The following is a 22,393-nucleotide window of genomic DNA, read 5'->3' on the forward strand; positions in this document are numbered from 1 at the left end:
GCAATTGAAAGTCGGCTCGATCGAATCGTTTTACATGAGATCGCTGAGATCATCTGCGGACAGTTTCTCTTGTGCAGCCTTGGGCGGCTCTCCACCGATGTGGATGCCCGCATACTCTTCCTCGAAGGACACGCGCAGACCCACGAACTTGCGGAGCGTTGCAAACATGATGTAGGCAGCCCCCATGCTCCACGCGACGCAGACAACAATCCCGATGACCTGGACACCGAGCTGAACCAGCCGTGGATGTGCGAGCATGTCGGCGTTTCCAAACAGCGCGACGCACAGGATGCCGAACGCTCCGCAGAACCCGTGAACCGGGATCGCACCCACCGGGTCGTCCAGCTGCCAGCGTTTGATGACCAGATCGAAGCTGAGGTTGTGCACGACGCCAGCGAGCATTCCGATGACCGCCGCGACGAGAGGCGTAACCAGGTGACAGCAAGCGGTGATCGCCACCAGGCCGCCTAGGATCGAGCCCAGAAATTTTTCGTTGATGTTTGCCTTGTTCTGAAAGAACCAGCAATGAGCGAAGCCGGCAAGTCCGGCAAATGCCGCAGCGATGTTGGTGACGACGATGATTCGGGGTACCGCGTCGTTGAAGGCAAGCTCGCTGCCTCCGTTGAACCCGATCCAGCCGAACCAGAGAATGATCACGCCGAGTCCGGCGAACGGGAAGCTGTGAGCTTTCAACTCGACCAAGTTGCCGTCGGCATCGTAACGCCCGAGGCGTGGCCCAAGCATCATGACGCCCACGGCCGCAACCCCTGCGCCAACCATATGAACGACACTCGACCCGGCAAAGTCGATGAACCCGAGTCCGGCGAGCCATGGTGTGTTGTCAGCGATAAATCCGCTGCCCCAGACCCAGTGTCCGAAGACCGGGTAGATGACCAGGCCCATGATGAGAGAAACGAGCAGGTAGGTTACGAAACCCGTTCGCTCGGACATGGCACCGGAGACGATCGTCAGCGCCGTACCGGCGAACACGAGTTGGAAGAAGAAGAACGTGTAGCCGAGTCCGTTGCCTTCGACTCCCTCCAATGCCCAGAGCGAGCTGCCGATGAAACCACCGATGTCGGTGCCGAACATCAGCCCAAAACCTACCAGGAAGAACCCGGCAGAAGCCATGATCCAGTCCACCAGGTTCTTCATCGCCACCGCCGTCACACTCTTGGATTGAACGGCGCCGACCTCGAAGCAGAGAAAGCCAGCTTGCATGAAGAAAACCAGGGCTGCGCAGACAAGCAACCAAAGGTGATCGATCAGTGGCGGACCCACGTCTGCCTCCTGGGCGAGTGCAGGGGAAGCGATCAGGACGATGAACGCGACGAGCGAGCTGAAGCTCAATGCGTGATTGGATCGAAGCGGATGGGTGCGCATAGCGGTGCTCCAATCAGAAGATCTGGTGTGCCTGATTTCCTTTCTCATCGGTGGATTGCAATGTGGCTTGAACTTCTATCGGTTGTTTTGGAGGTATGAACTGGTGCGCAGATGAGAAACTGCAGATGACGTCTCGGGTGTTCCGCGCGACGGAGTCGATGTTTTCAGGTCGGATAGGTAAAACACTCGACCTTCAGCTGAGGAATAAGCCGGGAGCCCAACCTGGAATGGGGGCGCTTGTTCAGCCTTGGTGGGATGCAGTCTGGGCCCAGTCGAGCAGTTCGCGAAGGGCGACTGAGCACATGGGGAGATCGAGGGAGTCCCCGCTGTGGAGGTCGGTGAGCATTGCGTTCCAGCGTTGCGCCGAAGGTGAATGCCGCTCCAGCCAGCGGCCGATAACCTCCGTCGGGTCTTCGCCCACCTCCATGAAACGCAGGATGCTCACGGTGAGCGCGCGCTCCTGCCAGTCGAGGTCGTCGAGACAGTTTTCTCGGGAAAGTGCCTGCCAGTGGTCGTCGACCCGTAGCTGGGCGATCTGGACGCGGAACCATTGCAGGTCGAGGCGCTCGCCCAACTGGAAATAGACGCCGGCGGCTACCTCGGGATCGGCCCCGGTGCTTCCCGCGGCCTCGATCAATGCGAAGCAAGAGTGGAGGTTGGGTGCGTGGGCGAGAAAAGATGCGAGCGAATCTGGGACGCCCGCAGCTCGGACTTTCTTCTTGCGCTCTGTCCACTCGGCCAAAGGTTGTCCAGTGAGTCGTTCGGGAAGGGTTTCGGTGATTCTTCGAATCCCCTCGGAGAAGTGTTCGATTTCGACCGAGGGGCGCAGGGCACCGCGTCGGTTGCGCAACAGCCAACGGCAGCACCTGCGCGCGAGGCCCATGATTTCGCCCATCAGCCAGACTTGAACATAGGTCGAGGTGGTGGCGCCCAACCGCTCGACTTCTTCGAAGCGCGCCTCGAGGTCAAAAATCTCTCGGGTCGCGACGTAGGCCTTGGCGATTTCCGCAGAGCTGGCGCCGGTCGATTCACGCATGCGGTAGACAAAGGTAAAGCCCATCCGGTTGACGATCTCGTTGGCGATCTGCGTCGCGATGATCTCTCGCTTGAGCCGATGGGTGTAGATCTCCTCCGAGAAGCGTTCGTTGAGCTCCTGCGGGAAGGCCGATTCGACCGCGGTCACGATGATCTCGTCATTCGAGATCTCGTCACAGCAGAACTCCTCTTTCAAGATTGCCTTGGTGTACGAGACAAGCAGGCTGATCTCGGGACGGGTAAGAGATTTGCCAGCCGCTTTTCGCTCGACGAGCTCGTCGTCTTCGGGGATGAATTCGATCTCGCGATCGAGCAACCCAGCATCGCTCAGGGCTGAGATGTAACGGCGATGTTCGCCCATGCGCCGGGTGGACTGGGTCTCGGCCACGCTGATCGCTTGCACTTGGCGGAATGAATCCCGCAGCACCATCTGCGAGACGGACTGGGCGGTGTCTTCGAGGATTTGCCGACGCTGCTTCTCCGTCAATTCACCCCGGGCGAGGGCCTCGCCGAGCAAGATCTTGACGTTGACCTCGTGGTCGGAGCAATTGACACCCGCCGCATTGTCGATGAAGTCCGTGTTCGCGCGACCCCCAGCCAAACAGTATTCGATGCGGCCCAGTTGGGTGATGCCGAGATTGCCTCCCTCACACAGCACTCGGCACTGAAGTTGGCTGGCGTCGATTCGCAGTGCGTCATTGGCTTTGTCCCTGACTTCTGCGTGGGTCTCGCGTTCCGCTTTGATGTACGTGCCAATGCCGCCGTTGAATATGAGGTCCACCGGCGCCTTGAGGAGCGCCGAGATGAGCCCATTGGGGTCGAGTACGGTTTCTTCGATATTGAAACGCGCGCGCACTTCGGGGGATATCGCGATGGACTTTGCGCTTCGGGAGTAGACGCCACCGCCCTCGGAGATGATCGTTGCATCGTAGTCTGACCAGGCCGATCGATCGAGCGCGAACAGACGCTTGCGTTCCTCGAAGCTCTCGAGTGGCTTCGGGTTCGGATCGATGAAGATGTGTGCGTGGTTGAACGCAGCGACGAGCTTGAGTTTGTCCGAAAGCAGCATCCCGTTGCCAAAGACGTCTCCCGACATGTCGCCGATGCCGACTACGCTGATGGAATCTTTCTGGACATCGATGCTCATCTCTTGGAAGTGCTGCTGCACCGAGACCCAGGCGCCGCGTGCGGTGATGCCCATTTTCTTGTGGTCGTAACCGATGCTGCCACCCGCGGCGAAGCCATCTCCCAACCAAAAATTGTATTGTTCTGCGATTTCGTTGGCGATGTCCGAGAACTTCGCGGTTCCCTTGTCGGCCGCTACGACGAGATAGGGGTCGGGTTGATCCCGGTGAGCGACGCCCGGGGGCGAGACAATTTCGCCGTTGACGTAGTTGTCCGTAACATCGAGCAGACCCTGAATGAACTGGCGATAGCAGGCGACCCCTTCTTGCTGGATCGCGTCTCGGCTCTGGCCGTTGGTAGCCCGCCTGGTGATGAACCCGCCCTTGGCGCCGACCGGTACGATAACGGCATTCTTGACTTGCTGTGCCTTGACCAGTCCCAGAATTTCGGTGCGATAGTCTTCCTGGCGATCGGACCAGCGGATCCCACCCCGAGCAACACGGCCCCAGCGCAGATGAACGCCCTCGGTGCGGGCAGAGTGGACGAAGATCTCGAATCGCGGAAGCGGCTTGGGCAGGTCGGGAATCGATCGCGGCGCGAGTTTGAATGAGAGCCAGGCCTTCGGGTTTCCGGCCGAATCACGTTGATAGAAGTTGGTGCGCAGCGTGTTTTTGATCAAGGTTACGTAGCGACGGATGATGCGGTCTTCGTCCAGACTCTCGACGGTCTCTAGATCGTCGTTTATTCGCGCTTCCATACGCTCGCGCTCGCTGTCGCCCCCCTTTTGGCCGTACTGCCTGGGATCGAAGTGGGCGTGAAACAGCGCGACGAGATCCTCCGCCACGTTGAGGTGACGCGAGAGGGTTTGGGCGATGTACTGAATGCTGAAGGGGAAGCCCGTCTGCTTCATGTAGCGCGCATAGGTGCGCAGGATGGTGGCTTCCCGCCAGCCCAGATGAGTTCCCAGGATCAGCCGGTTGAATCCGTCGCTGTCCGCCCGTCCCAGCCAGATGTTCCGGAACGCCTCGGGAAAGCTGTCCTTTACGTAGTGGAGGTCGACGCTGTCGGCGAAGACATACTCGAGCTCGAAGTCGTGTATCCAAATCTTGCGACCGTTTCGTCGGGTAATGGGGTAGGGGTGCTCCCCGATCACTCGGACGCCGAGGTTCTCCAGGATTGGGATGACGTCGGACAGGGTGACGATGTTGTCCAGCTGAAACAACTTGAAACGCAGACGGTTCTCCGGGTCTTCGATTTCCCGAGAGAAGCTCATGCCAATATCTGGTCCCTGTTCGAGGCCGATGATGGTCTGGACGTCGCGCACTGCGACGCGAGCGTCGAAATCTTCGATGTAGCCGGCAGGGAAGCCGGAGGCGAATTCGCGTGCAAGGCTTGCGCCCTTTTCGGCTCCGAGAGAAGTCGTCAAGGCTTCTTCGAATCGCTGCTCCCAGGTCTTCGCGGCCTCGACGATGCGTCGCTCGACCGACTTCCTGTCGAAGTCGACCTCCACCATGGGATCGACGCGTAGGACGAAGTGAGTGCGGGCCAGCACCGAGTCTGAGAAGTAGGTCGTGAATTCGACCTCGTCGGACCCCAGCGCCTCACAAAGGATGTCGCTCATCTTGAGGCGAAGTTCGGTGTGATAAAGGTCGCGCGGTACGTAGACGATGCAGGAATAATAGCGACCGTAGTCGTCTCTACGCACGAACAACCGCACCTGTTTGCGCTCGTGAAGTCGAGTGATTCCGGTTGCGATCTTTGCCAGGGTAGAAACACCGATCTGGAACAGTTCATCCCGGGGGTAGCTCTCGAGAACGTGTTCGAGATAGCGACCTTGATGGCGATTCGGCTGCACGTGCTCCTGGGCCATCACCGCTTCGAGCTTGCGCCGGACGACGGGAATTCGAAACGGGCTCTGGGTATAGGCCCTCGAGGTAAAGAGCCCGAGGAAGCGAGTCTCCCGCGCAACCTGGCCGTCCTCATCGAACTGTTTGACGGTGACATAGTCTGAATAGACGCTGCGATGCACGGTCGACCGCACCGAAGACTTTGCGAAGCCCAACAAGCGAGGTTCCAGCCACAAGCTCGCCGCTCGTGGATTCATCTCATGCAGGAACTCGATCGACTTGCGACGTTGATGTTTTTTGAGCAACCCCAGGCGACGCTCAGTGTCCTCGCGAATCGCGCGCCCACCGCTTTCCATCGTACTCACGACTTCGGTGACCCCGAGGAACGTGAAGTGATCGTCGAGCATCCAGGCGATGAACGCTCGGGACTCTTCGATATCCGCCGGTGGGATGCAATCGGGAGGTGATTTTTCCAGATCTTCGAGAAGCTTGCGGGCCCTCGAGCGCATGGTGTCGAAGTCTTCTACCGCAAGTGATACGTCGGCGATGACCGAGTCGAGATCCTGAGCGATGGCTTCGAAATCTGAAATCGAAGAATGTCGATGGATCTCCAGATAGATCAACGCTTCGCGGGGCGCGATTCGTTCCCGATTGATATCAGTACTGGGGTCCGGACCCCAGAAATCGACGAGCTCGAACTGCGTATTGCGCTCGACCTCGAACACGCTGCTGTGCAGCATGTTGATTGGAATGTTGCGTCGGTCGAGGGCCAGCCGAAGTGAGTCCATCAGAAAGGGCATGTCGCAGGCAAAGACCGCGACGATGGTGTAGTCCGAAGTCCAGCCATGTTCTTCGAGGGTGGGGTTGAACACCTGGACTCGAGGCTTGGATCGATCGAGTTTCTGGAACTGATTCCAGAAGAAGTACGTGCTCGCATAGATGTCGCGCAGGTTCGCCGCTTCGAGTTCCTCGAGAGGAAAGGACTCGAAGAAGAGGCGACTAAATACGGTCATCCGGCGGGCTGGCTCGAAATCGAGACGTTCCTGGATCTCCGCATTGAGCTGGGCGAAGAAGGCCTCGTAGTTTTCGCAATGGACCAGCGTCATTCAGGCCTCGTCCGACTGGGGATACAGCCGGTTCTCGTACGGATCGGAAGACCGGAGGTCGAGGTTGAGCCCCGGAATGAAGGCTTGATTCGGGCAATAGGCCCGGGTTTCGGGGAGGCTGGAGATTGACGTAGGGCGAACCCCAGATACCGTGTCCCCCATGACGTTGCGACGCCTCGGATTCGCTGCGGCGGTGGTCCTGCTGGCGGTCGCCGCGCTGTGGAGTGCCCGCCGCGAGATCACTCATGCGCTGCTGGTCGAGCGCGCCCGGGCGCTGGGCCTTTCGGAGTTCAGCGTCGACGTGACCTCGTTGAATTTTGGCCACGCGACCCTGGCCAATTTACGCGTCGATGCCCGGTCGCCAGCCCCATCCCTCGAGATCTCCGGAATCGAGCTGAGCTATTCGCCGGACTCATTGCTTCGGCAGAGGCTTTCCCGGGTGGACGTGGATGTATTGCACTTGCGGGCGGATCTTCGCGACGACGCGTTCGGGTCGACATTCTCGCAGGACTCGGACGGGAGCCTCGCCGAATTTCATCCCTTCGATTCGTTGAACGTCGGCTCAGCTCAGCTGACGCTGCAGAGCGAGAACAACGGCAAGATTCGCCTGTCAGGGGATCTGCACAGCCGTCTGGAGAAGGACGCAGCCATTGAATTCGATCTCGCTTTCGAGCTTCGCGTCGAGCGGCCGGAGGTTGTTCTACGGACGCAGGTCGAGGGGAAGTTCACGAGAGACTCGTTGCTCGAAATGACCCTCGCGCCTTTTGGCCTGAACGGTCGCATCGGCGAGAGTCGAGACGCCATGGCCTTCGAATTCGAAACTCCAGTCGTCGCGGTTCGGCTCGATGCGAGTGACACCGATGCGCCGCCACAGTTGCAAGTATACGCTGGGGGCGGGCGACTCAACTTTCCCACCGAGTTCATCTCGTTCGAAGAGCTGGGTTTTTTCCTGGACATCGACGCAGAGGAGCGACTACCCACCAGCGTCTTCGCTCTGGGTCGCATTGTCGATCGGGCCACCCCGCGGCGCTTTGGCCCGCTCAAAGCCCACGGGCGGGTTGTCCCGGAGTCCGACGGTCGCTTGCGCATCGATCTCCATCTGGGCGACGTCGATGGACTGATGCGGATGCGGCTCGATGGATGGCATGCGATGGCGACGGGAGACGGGTCGCTCGCGTTTGCCCTCGAACCTTCGACGCTCGATGAAATCGGCGCCCGGTTGCCCGATCTGTTTCCCGCTCTCAACGGTGTGGTTTCCAATCTCACCGGACAATTAGAGTTGGAGGGCGTATCCCATTGGAAAGCCGACGCGTTGGATTTGGAGTTCACCATTCACTTGCGCGATCTCGGAATGACGACCGATCTGGGGGAACTTTCGGGGGTGAATGCGAGCATCTCACTCGTTGGCCCCACGCCATTCTACATGCCCGAGGTTCAGCGAGTTACGGTCGAGCGGTTCTCTGCGGGAGTCGATCTCTTGAACGCGATCATCGACTTTCGACTGCGTCGCGATGGAACTGTCGAGATTCCCCGGCTTCAATGGGATTTCGCCGAGGGCATTGCCCGTACCCATGGTGTCTACGATCCCCAATCCACCCAGCAAGCGTTTACCGTGGAAGCCGTTGACGTCGATCTCCGAGCCCTCATCGAGCTCATCAATCTCGACGGATTGAGTGGAGAAGGGACCCTCGACGGTGTGTTTCCGATCTATATCGACGACGGCGTGATCGAACTGCGGGGTGCAACGCTCACCAGCGATCCGAAAGGCGGCTGGCTGCGCTATCGGCCAACCGGGGCAGCGTCCGCGGTCACAGCCAGTAACGAGCATCTGAACCAGTTGGCCGAGATTCTCGAGAACTTTAATTTTGAATCGATCGTCATATCGTTGAATGGAAATGTGCTGGGCGACGTCCAAGTTGCAATTCAGCTCAAGGGGGCCAATCCCGACTATCACGATGGCTTTCCCATTGAGTTGAACACGAAAGTCGAGTCGCAGTTTGGAGATCTGATTCGAAGCGGGACGGCAGCCTTTCGCTTCGCGACCCAGGCAACCCAAGCGCTGGAAAAATCTTTGCGCCGCGGGGGTCATGAAACCGCGGAGGCGAGGTGAACGCTGGACGTGTCCGAACCGGATGTGTAGGATTCGCGGGGAAACAAGGGGGTGGGGAGCAATGATGCGAGTATCGATTCAACTCAGCGGACTAATCGCAGTCTCGTGTTTGCAGCTGAGCGCGGTGGGCTGCACCCCCACGATCGCGATCAAGGCACCCAAGGAGCCGATCGTCATCAACATGAACATCAAAATCGAACACGAGATCACAATGGAAGTAAATCGCGATCTCGAAGCCATGATCGAAGAGGAAAAGGATATTTTCTAGATGATGTCGACAAGTCAAAACCTGAATCTGCGGATTGGACTCTTGATCGCGTTGGTCATGGGTATTGTGATCGGCGGGCCGCTTTCGGCCTCGGCCCAGCAGATGCTTCTCGACGCAAAGGCGGCGGAGCAGGTGGGCGAAAAGCTCGACGGATTTCTTGCTGTGGTTGATCAGAACGCGCCGGCCAAGGTCAAGAAGCTGGTCGTGGACACGAATAATTTGCGCATGGAGCGGTACAAGCAGGTCGCGAAGAAGCGTGGATCAACATTGGACAGTGTCGGTAAGCAGGCGGCGGCAATCCTCTTCAAGCGCGCCACCCCGGGACAACTGTTACAAACCGCCGACGGGAAATGGAAGAAGAAGGATTAATTTCTCGGGACTGCCCGCTACGCCAGGTTCGCCTCGTCGTTCCAATCCGGCATAATATTTGACAGGTCACCCGCATCCTGCGCAAAATCCAAAGCGCAGCTAATTTTCCCATACATGTGCCATATTTAAGTTCTTGTCCAGACCCTTTGGTCCCATCGCAATGAAGGATATTCGATGACCAGACTTGTAGCGCTAGTCCTCACCGCGATGACGGGTTTTAGTGGTTTGGTCTACGAAGTCGCCTGGCAGAAGTATCTGGCGACCCTCCTGGGTTCGCAAAGCGAGGCGACTGCCGCAGTCTTGGCGATTTTTCTCGGCGGCTTGTCAATTGGCTATTGGCTGTTCGGGTTGTTGACCCGCCACCTCATCGTCGCCGCAAGAAAAGCAAAGCAAGCTCCACGGCTGTTGTTTGTCTACGGGATTTTGGAAACCAGCATTGGGATCTATATCATCGCCTTTCCGTGGCTTTTTGAACTGATTCAAGCTCTCTCCTTCGCGATCCCGCACGGTGCGAGCGGATTCGGATTCGCGATCGATGTTCTGCTCACCATCGTGCTCATTGGTCCGGCTTCGGTGCTGATGGGAGGCACCATACCGATCCTCACCCAGGCGCTCGCCAAGAGTCTCGAGGATGCCACTCGCTTTCATGCCTTTGTCTATGCGTTCAATACCGCGGGCGCTTTCGTCGGCGCCCTTGCCGCGGGCTTCTACCTGATTCCGACCCTCGGGCTCATCAATGTCATGTTGTCCATGGGGGTAATCAACCTGAGTGCCGGTGCTGTGTTCATGCTGATCGGGCGCACAGGAGGCCAAGTTGTTTCACTAGCGGTCCCCGCGCCGGAAACGGATCCGGCAGATCGAACGACTGGCGCCAGTCCCAACGAGGGTCTCCGCACCTACCTTGCGGTCTCCATGTTGACCGGCTTCTCCATGATGGCGATTCAAACGACAGCCATTCGGATTGCGGGTCTTTCATTTGGATCGTCGCAATTCACATTTTCCATGGTGGTTGCCGTTTTCGTTCTTTGCATTGCCCTTGGGAGCTTCGCGGTCTCTTCACTCAATCAAATTCCCAAGTGGCTCGTCGTGAGCAACCAATGGGTACTTTGCGGTCTGTTTGCGCTGCTGTATTTCCAGGCAGCTTACGCGCCCTACTGGGTCCATGTGCTTCGTTCGATCTTTCGAGACTCCGAACTGGCATTTATTCCGTACTACGCAGCCGGCTTTCTTTCTGTATTGCTGATGATCGGCGTTCCCGTCCTCCTTTCGGGGGCGGTTCTTCCATTGCTGTTTCACATGGTGCGGCGCGAGGCCGAGCATCTGGGAGATGCTGCTGGCAACCTGTACAGCTGGAATACCATTGGCTCGCTCGTGGGAGCGCTGCTCGGGGGGTACGTGCTCTTCTTCTGGTTCGACATGCATCAGATCTACCGCATGTCGGTCGCGGCACTCGGTATTGCGGCGGTCTTGCTCACGGTCCATGTCTATGGCTGGCGCCCACTCTCCGGCGCATTGCTGATCGGCTGCCTGCTCATCGGACTTGTCGCTACGCCAAAATGGGATGATCGCATTCTCTACTTGGGTCTGTTCCGAGCCCGTGAGGCCCTACCTGGATCAGGTATGGGGGTTGCAAAGTTCATCGAACTCAATCCATATATCGATCAGATCAACTCCGTATTTCGCACCGACGATCCCATTGGTTCGGTCGAAGCGAGAGAAGTAAAACTCGAAAGTGGCGGATCGTCTCTCTCGATTTACGTGAACGGAAAATCTGACGGAAACTCCTTCAAGGATTACCCGACCATGAGCCTTCTCGCGTCGCTCCCTGCGTTGTTTGCAGAAAAAGCGGAACGCGGCTTTATCATCGGCTGGGGAACCGGCGTAACGGCCGGTGAGCTTGCTTCCCTGAAAACGATGGAGCACATAGATGTCGCTGAGATTTCTCCTGGAGTGATTCAGGCCGCGCCGTATTTTGACTTCGCCTCCATGAACGCATCGAACAATCCCAAGATTCATGTGATCCAAAGTGATGCGTATCGCGCATTGATGCGGTCCGAAGGAAGCTATGACGTCATCATTTCGGAGCCGAGCAATCCCTGGGTGACAGGTGTTGAGATGCTATTCAGCCGAGATTTTCTTGAAGTGGCCAAAGGCAGGTTGAGCCCAGGTGGGGTCTATTGCCAGTGGCTTCAAGAATACGAGACCAACACAGAGGCCATTGAGATTGTCTTTCGCACCTATGCAGCTGTTTTTGATCATGTCGCGGTCTGGCGCAGCAAATCACCAGACTTGTTACTGATCGGTTTCAATGACAAGGGCAACGCCCTTGATCACTATCGCCTGGAAGAACGGGCACGCAGACCCGATTTCAAAGCCTCTCTCGAGCGAGCGGGTATTCATAGTTTCCCCGAACTTCTCGCTCATGAGGTCCTTCCCCTTGGCGTGATTCACGCGATCGCCGATGAGGGACCCATTCAGACCCTGTACCACCCGATCCTCAATTACGTCGCGGGGCGCGCCTTCTTTCGAGGTCAGACTGGCCAGCTCCCCTTCAGCGGTCACCGAAACGCAGCCGAAATTGGGCGCAAGAACTCGCTATTGCGCCTCTACGCTCGACGCTACGGGGGAAGCGTTCCCGATGAGGATCGTGGCCGCATGATCACCGAAGCGTGCCGGGCGCACGGCATCATCTGTACTTCGATGCTGGCCGAGTGGATGCATGAGGCGCCGGATTCCGGCGCAATGCGACGAACCCGCCAGCGGGTAGAGGAACTCATTGAGATCCAGCGCGGGCAAATCAGCGAAAAGAACACTGAGATGCCTATCTACAAGAACGCCAACGTGATGAAGACTCTCTTCGAGACAGACGCAACATCGATCATCGCGCCAGACAGCCGACCCTACAGAAAACTGGTTTCGCTCGCGCGCGCGAAGCGGGCGAGCAGGGAGTTTGAAAAATATTATTTCCACGCAAGTTCGTTCAGCGCGGAGGCACTTGATTCCGTGTGGTCGAGATGCACCGAAACTATGCCCACTCGCGAATCGTGTCGCGCGCGCACCGACGTCGGCGACGACATTGCTCGAATCGAACAATGTCTGAAGACCCCAAGCCAGAATCGCGGTTGCCTGGAGGGCCGAAGACAAGCGGCATTGATCTCTGGGTTGCAGAGCGAAAAAGAAGTCTCGCGCTTGCGCTGAGCTGGTGAGCGAAAAATGGAATGAAGAAAGAACAAGTTTTCTGTACCGACCGTCACGGCATTTTCGCAGCGCCACTTCTACATTCGCTGGGGTAGCTCTATGTCGAAAAGCGGTTGAGGCAGCAGTCCTCACCCTGTGATCGAAGTCGTTTTCCGATAGACTGCTCTCTTCATGCGAATAGCCTACACGGAAAATCAGGTCACGCTGCGCGACGAACTCCGCAGCTACTTCGCCGACCTCATTTCACCCGAAATTCGCGAGCGCCTCGGTGCGCTCGAGGGCGGCAGTCTGTACAAGCAGGTGATCAAGCAGATGGGCGGCGACGGCTGGCTCGGAGTCGGTTGGCCAAAGGAGTTCGGTGGCCTGGGCAAGACCTGGGTCGAGCAGCAAATCTGGTTCGATGAGGCGCGTCGCGCCGGGGCTCCACTCCCATTTGTCACCATCAACACCGTCGGACCCGCGTTGATGCAGTTGGGCAGCGAAGCGCAGAAGAAGCGATTCTTGCCGGGCATCCTCCGCGGCGATATCCATTTTGCCATCGGCTACACCGAACCGGAGGCGGGTACCGATCTCGCATCGCTCACAACCTCTGCGGTGCTCGAGGGTGATCACTACGTGATCAACGGAACCAAGAGTTTCACCAGCAGTGCAGAGGATGCCGACTACATCTGGCTGGCGTGCCGCACCGATCCTGCCGCCCCGAAACACAAAGGCATCTCGATCCTGATCGTCGACACCAGGCTCGAGGGATTTTCAACCAGTCCAATTCACATCATCAACGGTGGTCGTACCTATATGACCTACTACGAAAACGTTCGGGTTCCGGCGGAGATGGTTGTCGGCGAGGTGAACGGCGGCTGGAAGTTGATCACGTTACAACTCAATCACGAGCGAGTCGGGATTGCTGCGTTTTCCAACGGCGCCATTCGACTGCTCGACGAGGTGATTGAGTGGGCCAAGGCAACCGAGGACGCGCCGGGCAGCCGGGTGGCCGACAATGCCTGGGTTCAGATGGCGCTGGGCCAGGCGTATTCACTGCTCGAAGCGATGAAAGTTACCAATTGGAAAATGGCGTGGATGTTGGAGGCGGGCGATCCCGACCCCGCGCAATCCTCGGCCGCAAAAATTCTCGCGACCGAGTACGTGATCGAAGTGTTGCGACTCCTGCTCGAAATTCTGGGTAGCGCCGGGACCCTCAAGCAAGGTTCTCCGGGGGCGATCTTGCAGGGTCATGTCGAGCACGAGGTTCGCCTCGCCACGATCAATACTTTTGGCGGCGGTGTCAACGAAATTCAGCGAGAGTTGGTGGCAACGCTCGGGCTGGGAATGCCCCGAGCCCCACGTTGATCGCGTCTCTCCTGGATTGAACAGCCAAGCAGGGATCTCCAGCGCAGCGCAATTTCAAAGTTCGAGGGAGATCCTCGGGAGTCGAGATGGATTTTTCAGTCAGCGAAGATCAACAGCTCGTGCAAGAGCTGGCCGCGCAGATATTCGGCGACTGCTGCAACCATGAGCGCTCGCGCAAGCTCGAAGACGCCGGCGCCTGGTTGGACGAAGAGCTGTGGGGAAAATTGCTGGCCGCGAACCTCACGGCCCTCAGCGTGCCGGAAGAGCTCGGCGGAAGTGGTTTGGGGTTGATCGAGAACGTGCTGGTGCTTCGGGAAGTGGGTCGAAGCTGCGCCCCGGCGCCGCTATTCGAAACATTGATCCTCGGGACCATGCCACTGGTCGAATTTGGCAGCGACGAACAACGCAAGCGCTGGCTTGCTCCCGTCGTTGATTCGGGTGCGATCCTGACGGCGGCTCTCAGCGAGCCGGGGAAATCCAACCCCGCGCGCCCTCGCTTGCGCGCCACGCCCAGCGGTTCGGGCTGGCGACTCGACGGCGAGAAGATCTGCGTGCCTGCCGCCGCCAAGGCAAGTTGCATCCTGGTCCCCGCATCCATTGGAGAAGATAAAGTCGGCGTCTTCCTGGTCGCCCCTGACAGCCCGGGGCTCGAAATTCAGGAACAGAAATCGATCAACTGGCAGCTTCAGGGGATGCTCGAGTTTTCGGGTGTCGAGGTCTCCGCCGAAGCATTGCTGGGCGACGAAGACAGCGGCGCCGCGATCATCGATTGGATGTTGGAACGCGCACGACTCGGGGTTGCGGCGATGATGCTCGGTGTTGGCGAAGAGGCGCTCAAGCGAACAGCGGCATATCTCTCGGATCGAAAGCAGTTCGGGCGCCAGATTGGAAGTTTTCAGGCTACCCAGATGCGCTGTGCAGATGCCTATGTCGATCTCGAAGGCATGCAGTCGACCTTGTGGCAAGCCGTCTGGCGGGTCGACGCGGGGCTGCGTGCGGGGGCGGAGGTGGGCGCGGCCAAGTGGTGGGCGTCTCGGGCGGGAGACCGCATCGTCCACAGTGCACAGCATCTACACGCCGGAATTGGTTCGGACATTGACTACCCGATCCATCGCTACTTTCTTTGGGCGCAGCAACTCACAAACATGTTCGGCGGACCCACGCAACAGCTGGCGGAGATCGGTGCGATGCTGGTGAGCGACGACCTCTGCCCGTCGCTCTAACCGAGATCGATCATTCTACATAGCCGAGCGCGCGCAACGCCCGAAGTTCGTCCGATGTACGGCCGGGTGCGACTTTGGGGGCAAGCAGTCGCTGACCGTTCAATACGCTTTCCGGGACGCCCGCCGGATCTGGATCCGTCTCGAACCAGTCGAGTAGCCGGTTTGCCTTGGCTCCAAAGCGCCATGCCTCAGGTCGCTGCTCGCCGGGATCGCGCGCGAGGTCGAAGTACCCCCTGGCCACGACCTTTCCCTCCCGATCGACGCTGGCGAACCATTTGTCACTTCCGCTCACCAATGCGCGGTGATGCCAATAGACCCATTGATCTCCCTTGGCGGCATAGCCACTGGCCTCGAGAGATATCGAGTCTTCGGGGCGGCGTTTCGAAAGCTGGATTCCGTCGAAGGTCTTGTCGTCTTCGGGGCTCGGGTATCCCACCAGCGCAAGCAGCGTAGGTGTCAAATCCACCAGCGAAACTGGAACATCGATCTGATCGGCTTTTCCGCCGGGCGTTCGGATCATCAGCGGAACTCGCATGATCGAGTTCCAGACCTGGTGGCCGTGATTGAAGTAGACGTCGTGTTCGATCAAATTTTCGCCGTGATCCGCGGTGAAGACAACAATGCTCGAATCGCTCAGACCCAACTCGTCGTAGGCACTCAACAGGCGCCCGATCTCGGCATCTGCGTAGGCGATCTCTTCATCGTAGCGATCGATGTACTCCGCCCCGTCGTCGACTCCCGCTAGACGTTGGTAGGAGATGATGCGTTCGGAATCGATCGGCTGCGGCACCAGATGTTGGAAGTCTTTAATGGGCGAGTCGACCGGAGGTCGATAGGGGCCATGGGGGTCGATGTAGTGGACCCAGAGCAGGTGTGGTCGCTCGGGGTCTCGAAGCTCTCGCAGCCACTTGATTGCCGCGTCGCTGGTACGCGAGGCGCGCCGTTCGTAGACATCGAGGCTCTGCTCTCGCTCGTCTACGAAGTCGTCGTAGTGACCAAAGCGGGTGGAGAGGCCGATCGCCTCCCGGGTAAGCACGACGTTCGAAACCACCGCCGCGGTCTGGTATCCCGCGGCCGAGAGGTAGTCCGAGAGGAGATGAATTTTGGCGGGGATTCTCTGGTAGAACATCCGCACCCGATGCCGTGCGGGAAGCAGTCCCGACAACATACTGATGACGCTGGGCGAAGTGTTGGCTTCGGCGCTGTAGGCCGCACGATAGACCGTAGCGTCGGCGAAATAGCGATCGATCGACGGCGTCGTATTGCGCGGGTAGCCGAAAAGGGAAAGGTGGTCGGAGCGCAGGGTATCCACGCTGATGAGGAGGATGCTCGGTGTGGAGGCCAGTTCGACCCTGGGAAGCGGCCTGGCGCGAGACGCTTCGAGGGGAGCGGGGGGTGGCGTCGAACCCAATGGAGGATCGCCCTCGCCGCAATTTACTAGACCCAAGCCCAGGCACGCGAGCGCGGTCACCGCTGCAGAGACCCCGTGTCGACCGATTGTGGCCGCGATCGTCGTTCGAATCGAGATGATGAATTGGTTCTGCATACGCCGCCCGCCTATCATAGCCAGATCCCGATCGGGCCCACGGATTTAGAGACTGCGACTGAGGAGTTCATGCCCAATCAAGCCATCCCATCCGGGTATGCGGCGATCGCCGCGCTCGGGCTGATGTCGGTCGTGATCGGGGTAGTGGGTTGCGCCCCGGAACCCAGGCCGAGCATCGTTCTGATCACCGTCGACACCCTGCGAGCTGATGCCCTCGACCCCTACCGGCCCGCTGCGGCCGGGCCGGGTACGCCGCGACTATCGCAGTTGGCGACCGAATCGACGCTCTTCGAGCGCGCAGTGGCGCCGATGTCTCTCACGCGTCCGTCTCACTTTTCGATTTTTACCGGGCGCTATCCCCGGGAACACGGCGTGGTGAACAACCAGATCGCATTGCCCGAATCGGAGCAGACGATCGCGGAGATCTTGCAGAGCGAGGGATATCACACCGGCGCGTTCGTCGGGGTCAACCTGCTGGGAAAGAGTTCGGGAGCGCTGCAAGGATTCGAGAGTTCTGCCGCGCCGGAAGCGGTGCTGGAATGGTCGGCGCCCCAGGTCGTCGCCCGGGCGGGGGACTGGCTCGAATCACTGCCCGAAGCAGCGCCGTTCTTCTTGTGGGTTCACCTGTTCGATCCACATCAACCCTACGATCCGCCCGAAGCGTTTCGTCGACACCTCGACCCCGCGCTTGCCGACCAGCTGCCCGCCCTGGGATGGACCGAGTTGCTGCAGATCGCAAAGCAGAATGCTGGCCACATTTCGGCGCAAATCGTTGAACACGGCAAGGCGCTGTATCGGGGGGAGGTGGCTGCGGTCGATGCATCGATCGGCGAGTTGCTCGACAAGCTGGACGCGCTGCGACCGCGCGATCGCACCATGGTCGTCTTTACGGCGGATCACGGGGAGTGCTTCGAAAATGGAATCTACTTCGAACACTCGGAATGTCTATTGGAAGGGGGGATCCGGGTTCCCCTGATCGTTCGCTATCCGCAACAATTTGGCGCAGGCTTGCGGGTATCGAACCTGGTGAGCAATACGGACATCGCCCCCACGATCCTGCGAGCGGTGGGGCTGGAGGTGCCCGCTTCGATGTCGGTTGCGCCGCTACAGGAAAGCGAGCGTGCGCGCGACCGATTCGTGCTGTTGCAGAATCCGCTTCACGCAAAGGGGGTACTGCCCGCGCGGCTTCATCGTCAGGTCGTGATTCGGCGAATCGCTGGGGAACCCGTGGAGGCGTTCGATCCCGGCGTCCAGAAAGTCGGAATCGTTTCGGGAGATTGGAAGTACTTGCGCAGCAATACGTCCGAAGAACTCTACGCGAGTGGGGTACTGCCCAGCGCCGAGAAGAACGTCGGCCTGCGCAACCCCTCGGTTTGCGCTTCCATGAGCGCGCTCCTCGATCGCGCCCTCGAGAGCCATCCCCTCGAGTTGATTGCGACCGGTGAGATCAATCCCGAGTTGCTCCAATCACTTCGAGCGCTGGGATATGTGGAGTAGCCCGGGGATGTCCGAGTCGACGCGCAGCCTTCGCTCTGCCCTGCCACCCCTGGTATTGGTTGCCTTTGCAACCGGCTACGTCTTTTTTGTCGGCGGCGCCTCGGGCCGCATCATGCAGAGCTTTCACGGGCTGCATCACAGCGCCTACGTCTACCAGATCGTTCACGGGATCGTTCCGCCGACCAACCCTTCGAGCCTCGAAGCGCCCGCGAATTTTTACTGGGTCTGGCACGCATGGCTCGCACTCGGCGTGCGGATGTTCGACGTCACGCCCTTTGAAATGAGTCTTGTGAGCAATGCGTTGGGTCTTTCGGGTTTTCTCTGTGCGCTTTGGCTGGCGACCGGCGAATACACGCGGAATATCTGGCTGCGACTGGCGGTGTGTGGAGTTCCGTTTTTCATCTTGAACCCCCTCGGTCTGGTCCAGTTTGCAGTGCGGCTGGCCGGTGTTTGGCTGCCCGAAATCTTCCGAGCGGATCCAGAGATCTCGACCGGGCTCTTCGAGCACCTCTTGTTGATCGCGCGTCATCATTCGTTGCTCCAGCTCGGGGACCAAAACCTGGTTTCGCTATTCCCCAGGCTCGGTATTTTTGAAACTGCAGCCTTGAGTGATCGCGCCGGGCATCTGATCAACAAATTCTTGAACTTCAACAGTTTCCCTCTCGCGCTCGCCTTCTTCGCGGCGGGGCAGTGGCTCTTGGCGAACGCTCGCATGCAGCCCCGCACGCGAGCGCTGATGCTCGGCACTGCGACCTTTGGCATGGCGGTCCTGAGCCCGCTGCCCGCGATCGCGTTTGGGCTCACAGTCGCAGCATTTGCTGTGGTTGAAGGCTTCTCGCTGTTGGCGACCCGACGTGAGTCGAAGCTTCCGCCGACCCGGGCACAGCTGTGGTCGTTCGGCGCTCCCATCCTCGGAAGTGGAGTTGGCGTCTTGCTCGCAATGCCGCTGCTGGTTCCAGTGGCGTCGGCGTATCAAGGCAGGGTCCTGGTGCTCTTGCCGGGCAGTGGTTTTTTGGCCCACGCCGTCTTGCTCGGCTGGGCGTTGGTCCCGATGTTTTTCTTGTTGATGTTCGCTGGCTTCAGGTTCTCGCACCTCGTGCCTTCGGCGCGGGTGCACGCGCTCAGTGCGCTTCTCTACGGCGTCGCGGCCCTGGCTTTGGTGGCGCCGGTCACCGATCCCAACGAATACAAGTTCGTGCTCTTGTCCGCGTATCCTGCGGCGCTGCTGCTATTGGCGCTTTTATCGACATCTGTTTCGCGCGACGCGACCCAGCGGAGATGTCCTTTACCCACGACCGCGGGGGCAACCCTGGTGCTGGGATTCATGGGCGCGCTCTCGTTGTCCGTCATGGCACTTGTTTACGCCGCATCCCCCTGGTCGGCGTCGGAGCCATACGTGCTGCGGGGAACCACGACCGAGATCCGGCCGAACGACGATTCGAAGAGCCGCAATCTCGACGCAGCCTACGCTTGGCTGCGAACCTCTACACCCAAGACCGCGCACGTCTTTGCCGCTGCGGTGGCGAAGGACGATTCCCGGCTCCCGGTGATCGCCCAACGTCGGGTCGTAGCCCAACTGGGGTCGCCGTTTACCCGCGCAATTCCTCATCACGAAGAGTTGCTCGCCGTCAATCGGGCACTGCTACGCGGCTTGGCGAACTGTGAATTTGGCGGGTCTCTGGTTCGGGATCTTCTGGCCTTACCCGTGCGCTGGCCCGACGAACTCTACGCACTGGTGGAAGCGAGGCCCGGCACTGTCGAGTGCAACGGCGCGGCAGCCGCGGGCTTCGAGCTGGCGTACTCGAATCCGTCGTTTGCCGTGTATCGCGTCCGGCACTTTTTTTAGTGCTGGATGTCCTGTGGTTTGATGGTCAGAACCGAACACGGGGCGTGTCGAACCGTGCGTTCGGTCACGCTGCCGAGGAAGATATGGCGCAGGCGACCCGTTCCGCGGGATCCCATCACAATCAGATCCGCGTGAATGGCCTCGGCCAGGTTCGAGATTCCGGGGTCTGCGCGGTCCGACAAGAGATGCCCCTCGCAGTAGAGTCCCGCGCTTTTGCCCTGCTCGACGACTTCCGTGAGCCGGTTCTGGGCGGCCTCGCGGGTCTGTTGAATAAAGTCTTCGGGGACGGGTATTTCGTAGGGGCTCACCATTGGGGCGACGTACTCAACGGCATGGCAGATATGAAGTTCTGCGTGTGACTCTTGCGCCAGCGCGACGGCGCTTTCGAAAGCATGGCGAGCGGTCTCTGAAAAATCGGTAGGCACTACGATTCGCGTAAAGGAGGTCATGAGACAATTCCTTCTTCAAATCATTCCCAGAAACTGTACTAGAAATGATAGAGAAAGCCGATTCCCAGTGAAACGTAATCGAGGTCCTTGACGTCTCCTACGGTCCAGAGCTGGGTGACTTCCAGCGAAACTGCAATGTGCGCGGTGTAGTAGAGGTCCACGCCCGCTCCCAATCGGAAACCCCAATCAGCATTGCTGGACCCGAATGAGCTACCGGGATCACGTTGTTTGACGGCTGTCGCGACGATTCCCATTCCCCCCAAGGCATAGGGTTGGATGCGACCCGGGAGTGGGTACACCCGAGTGTTGGCGAAGACACTGATGACCCCGACATCGGTTTTATCGTTCGGAAAGAAATCGTCGATCACTTCGAGGGCGAGTTCGAGGGACACCCACTGGCTGGTGCGTGTCCCCACACGCAGATTGAATCCGAAGGCGTTCTCCGCACCGGCATCCCGGTTTGTACTGGGCCAGCCCTCGATTGCACGGACTCCCGAAAAGCTGACGTACAGCCCGCTGCTGGGAAAGTCCGAAGCGCCCCCTTCGTCGTCGTCCTGTGCGACTGCAGTCGAGCCGATCGAGGTGAGGAGCAGCCCCAGTAGCAGTATTCGTAGCGCGCGCATCCGATCCCCTTTTGCGGCTTCCGCCTGCGAACTGTATCGACGTGCGGCTAACCCTACCATTCCGAGGAGATGAAAGGACTGTTAAAGGGTGCCTTCGCAACACAGCAGTCGCTTCACGTAGTCCTGGATTCGCCTCACCAGGAGGTCGGCAGAGCCGTTTTCCTCGCGCTCGAGCCAATCTGCGAGTTGTACCTGATACACCGCGGACACCATCTTGACCAGCAGTTCAGGGTCGCCCTTTTCAAACACGCCCTCGTCGATCCCGCGCTGAATCGTCTTGGCCTGTTCGCTCATGTTGACGTGCCATCCGTCCGGATCGGTGCCCGGGACACGTTCGGGTCGGATCGCCCAGGCATTTCCTTCGCGCAGGTGAATGCGAAGGAAATGTGGGTTGGCGACCAGATATTCGACGCTGACGCGAACCCGATTCATGGTGACTTCGAGGGGCGTGCCTTCGGATACCGCGTCGGTACGGGCCATCACTTCGCTGATGCGCAGGGCGCGAATGGCGTCAAATAGTTCGAGTTTGCCGTTGAAGGTGGCATAGAGGGTCTTGAGGGAAATCCCGGCCTCGAGGGCGACTTCGCTCATCTTCGCGTCCGCAAAGCCCTTGTCGGCAAATACCACCTCGGCGGCCTCCGTGATGACCTGGCGATACATCTCCCGGCGCGCTTGGCGAATTCGATTTCTGGTCTGCGTTTTGGCCATTGTCCCTGTCGCCGTGTGTGCCCCGGGGCGGGCGGTAGGGCCCCCGGCTTTGGCTTACGCCAAATAATCGCGTCTTACTAAAAGAAAACCTAGTGTTTATTAAAGATAATTAGTATTATCCAACCAATTCGCCCGCCCGCTCCAGCTTATAAGTCCGATGCGATGCCCACATGAACTACTGGAGCGGGCGGGCGACATCTTCTTTCGCGTTCTCTGCGAAGACTCCCTAGCTCGAACCCAGGTCGAACAACGGCAGCTCGGTCGTGTGTTTGAGTTGGCTCAGTACAATCTGTGAATGCACCTCGCGCACCGTAGGCAGCTGTAGCAGGTGATTGCGCAGAAAGTTCTCGTAGCTGCGAATGTCGCGGGTTACGACCTGCAGCAGGTAGTCGACCTCGCCAGTCATCACGTAACAGGCCACAACCTCGTCATGTTCTTCGATCGCCGCTTCGAATTCGGGCAGGGACTGCCTGCCATGGGCCGAGAGCTTGACGCTGGCGAATACCGTGACCTCGAGACCGAGCCGCTCTCGATCCAGGATGGCGACACGTCGGCTGATCACACCGGCCTTCTCCAGCCGGCGAATGCGCCGCCAGCAGGGCGACATCGAGAGCCCCACCTGGGTGGCCAGATCGGCGGTCGAGAGGCTCGCGTCGCGCTGCAGCTGTTCGAGAATTGCGCGATCGATCTTATCAATCTTGATAGGCATAATA

The 22,393-nt window shown here is 59.1% G+C and carries 15 protein-coding genes; 8 read left to right on the plus strand and 7 right to left on the minus strand.

Annotated features, from left to right (window positions below; all coding sequences use genetic code 11):
- Positions 1 to 30: 30 nt before the first annotated feature.
- Together IH881_04295 and IH881_04300 are read right to left on the minus strand one after the other, a co-directional pair.
- The gene (locus IH881_04295) at positions 31 to 1,383 is read right to left on the minus strand and encodes an ammonium transporter (protein MCH7866891.1); all 1,353 of its coding nucleotides are present in this window, start codon (positions 1,381 to 1,383) and stop codon (positions 31 to 33) included.
- A gap of 241 nt (positions 1,384 to 1,624) precedes the next feature.
- Entirely contained in the window at positions 1,625 to 6,496 is a 4,872-nt protein-coding gene (locus tag IH881_04300; protein MCH7866892.1) for an NAD-glutamate dehydrogenase, read from the minus strand.
- Between the two features lie 160 nt (positions 6,497 to 6,656).
- Between IH881_04300 and IH881_04305 the strand changes: the two genes are divergently transcribed.
- The 6 genes from IH881_04305 (at position 6,657) to IH881_04330 (ending at position 15,011) form a co-directional block, all read left to right on the plus strand.
- A complete protein-coding gene (locus IH881_04305; GenBank protein MCH7866893.1) occupies positions 6,657 to 8,606 on the plus strand; it encodes a YdbH domain-containing protein in 1,950 nt (649 codons plus the stop codon).
- Positions 8,607 to 8,670: 64 nt separating this feature from the next.
- Positions 8,671 to 8,874 carry a YnbE family lipoprotein gene (locus IH881_04310; protein ID MCH7866894.1) on the plus strand — a complete coding sequence of 68 codons (204 nt, stop codon included), beginning with the start codon at positions 8,671 to 8,673 and terminating at the stop codon, positions 8,872 to 8,874.
- Complete coding sequence (locus tag IH881_04315; GenBank protein MCH7866895.1) at positions 8,875 to 9,243, plus strand: YdbL family protein; 369 nt, start codon at positions 8,875 to 8,877, stop codon at positions 9,241 to 9,243.
- Between the two features lie 174 nt (positions 9,244 to 9,417).
- Positions 9,418 to 12,441, plus strand: a complete 3,024-nt coding sequence (locus tag IH881_04320) for a fused MFS/spermidine synthase (GenBank protein MCH7866896.1) — start codon at positions 9,418 to 9,420, stop codon at positions 12,439 to 12,441.
- Between the two features lie 171 nt (positions 12,442 to 12,612).
- Entirely contained in the window at positions 12,613 to 13,788 is a 1,176-nt protein-coding gene (locus IH881_04325) for an acyl-CoA dehydrogenase family protein (protein MCH7866897.1), read from the plus strand.
- Between the two features lie 86 nt (positions 13,789 to 13,874).
- The gene (locus IH881_04330) at positions 13,875 to 15,011 is read left to right on the plus strand and encodes an acyl-CoA/acyl-ACP dehydrogenase (protein ID MCH7866898.1); all 1,137 of its coding nucleotides are present in this window, start codon (positions 13,875 to 13,877) and stop codon (positions 15,009 to 15,011) included.
- A 10-nt stretch (positions 15,012 to 15,021) separates the two neighbouring features.
- Here IH881_04330 and IH881_04335 read toward each other — a convergent pair whose 3' ends face one another.
- Positions 15,022 to 16,557: a sulfatase gene (locus IH881_04335; protein MCH7866899.1), complete on the minus strand. Its 1,536-nt coding sequence runs from the start codon at positions 16,555 to 16,557 to the stop codon at positions 15,022 to 15,024.
- A gap of 69 nt (positions 16,558 to 16,626) precedes the next feature.
- Here IH881_04335 and IH881_04340 point away from each other — a divergent pair, with 69 nt between their 5' ends.
- A complete protein-coding gene (locus IH881_04340) occupies positions 16,627 to 18,054 on the plus strand; it encodes a sulfatase (protein MCH7866900.1) in 1,428 nt (475 codons plus the stop codon).
- Between the two features lie 7 nt (positions 18,055 to 18,061).
- Positions 18,062 to 19,900 (plus strand): hypothetical protein, encoded by a 1,839-nt coding sequence (locus tag IH881_04345; GenBank protein MCH7866901.1) that lies wholly within the window; start codon positions 18,062 to 18,064, stop codon positions 19,898 to 19,900.
- Here IH881_04345 and IH881_04350 read toward each other — a convergent pair.
- The 4 genes from IH881_04350 to IH881_04365 form a co-directional block, all read right to left on the minus strand.
- A complete protein-coding gene (locus tag IH881_04350) occupies positions 19,897 to 20,349 on the minus strand; it encodes a universal stress protein (GenBank protein ID MCH7866902.1) in 453 nt (150 codons plus the stop codon). The genes IH881_04345 and IH881_04350 overlap by 4 nt on opposite strands.
- A gap of 38 nt (positions 20,350 to 20,387) precedes the next feature.
- On the minus strand, positions 20,388 to 20,972 hold the full coding sequence (locus tag IH881_04355) for a porin family protein (protein MCH7866903.1): 585 nt from the start codon (positions 20,970 to 20,972) through the stop codon (positions 20,388 to 20,390).
- Positions 20,973 to 21,053: 81 nt separating this feature from the next.
- Positions 21,054 to 21,680 carry a TetR/AcrR family transcriptional regulator gene (locus IH881_04360; protein MCH7866904.1) on the minus strand — a complete coding sequence of 209 codons (627 nt, stop codon included), beginning with the start codon at positions 21,678 to 21,680 and terminating at the stop codon, positions 21,054 to 21,056.
- Positions 21,681 to 21,906: 226 nt separating this feature from the next.
- Entirely contained in the window at positions 21,907 to 22,389 is a 483-nt protein-coding gene (locus IH881_04365) for an Lrp/AsnC family transcriptional regulator (GenBank protein MCH7866905.1), read from the minus strand.
- Positions 22,390 to 22,393 lie beyond the last annotated feature (4 nt).

This window comes from Myxococcales bacterium, assembly GCA_022563535.1.
Lineage (GTDB): Bacteria > Myxococcota_A > UBA9160 > UBA9160 > UBA4427 > DUBZ01.

Excerpts from the sequence above, each read along its gene's own strand:
- IH881_04335 (MCH7866899.1), bottom strand. The coding sequence starts at position 16,557 with ATGCAGAACCAATTCATCATCTCGATTCGAACGACGATCGCGGCCACA.
- IH881_04320 (MCH7866896.1), top strand. The coding sequence starts at position 9,418 with ATGACCAGACTTGTAGCGCTAGTCCTCACCGCGATGACGGGTTTTAGT.
- IH881_04295 (MCH7866891.1), bottom strand. The coding sequence starts at position 1,383 with ATGCGCACCCATCCGCTTCGATCCAATCACGCATTGAGCTTCAGCTCG.
- IH881_04330 (MCH7866898.1), top strand. The coding sequence starts at position 13,875 with ATGGATTTTTCAGTCAGCGAAGATCAACAGCTCGTGCAAGAGCTGGCC.
- IH881_04365 (MCH7866905.1), bottom strand. The coding sequence starts at position 22,389 with ATGCCTATCAAGATTGATAAGATCGATCGCGCAATTCTCGAACAGCTG.
- IH881_04345 (MCH7866901.1), top strand. The coding sequence starts at position 18,062 with ATGTCCGAGTCGACGCGCAGCCTTCGCTCTGCCCTGCCACCCCTGGTA.
- IH881_04300 (MCH7866892.1), bottom strand. The coding sequence starts at position 6,496 with ATGACGCTGGTCCATTGCGAAAACTACGAGGCCTTCTTCGCCCAGCTC.
- IH881_04340 (MCH7866900.1), top strand. The coding sequence starts at position 16,627 with ATGCCCAATCAAGCCATCCCATCCGGGTATGCGGCGATCGCCGCGCTC.
- IH881_04315 (MCH7866895.1), top strand. The coding sequence starts at position 8,875 with ATGATGTCGACAAGTCAAAACCTGAATCTGCGGATTGGACTCTTGATC.
- IH881_04355 (MCH7866903.1), bottom strand. The coding sequence starts at position 20,972 with ATGCGCGCGCTACGAATACTGCTACTGGGGCTGCTCCTCACCTCGATC.
- IH881_04310 (MCH7866894.1), top strand. The coding sequence starts at position 8,671 with ATGCGAGTATCGATTCAACTCAGCGGACTAATCGCAGTCTCGTGTTTG.
- IH881_04305 (MCH7866893.1), top strand. The coding sequence starts at position 6,657 with ATGACGTTGCGACGCCTCGGATTCGCTGCGGCGGTGGTCCTGCTGGCG.
- IH881_04360 (MCH7866904.1), bottom strand. The coding sequence starts at position 21,680 with ATGGCCAAAACGCAGACCAGAAATCGAATTCGCCAAGCGCGCCGGGAG.
- IH881_04325 (MCH7866897.1), top strand. The coding sequence starts at position 12,613 with ATGCGAATAGCCTACACGGAAAATCAGGTCACGCTGCGCGACGAACTC.
- IH881_04350 (MCH7866902.1), bottom strand. The coding sequence starts at position 20,349 with ATGACCTCCTTTACGCGAATCGTAGTGCCTACCGATTTTTCAGAGACC.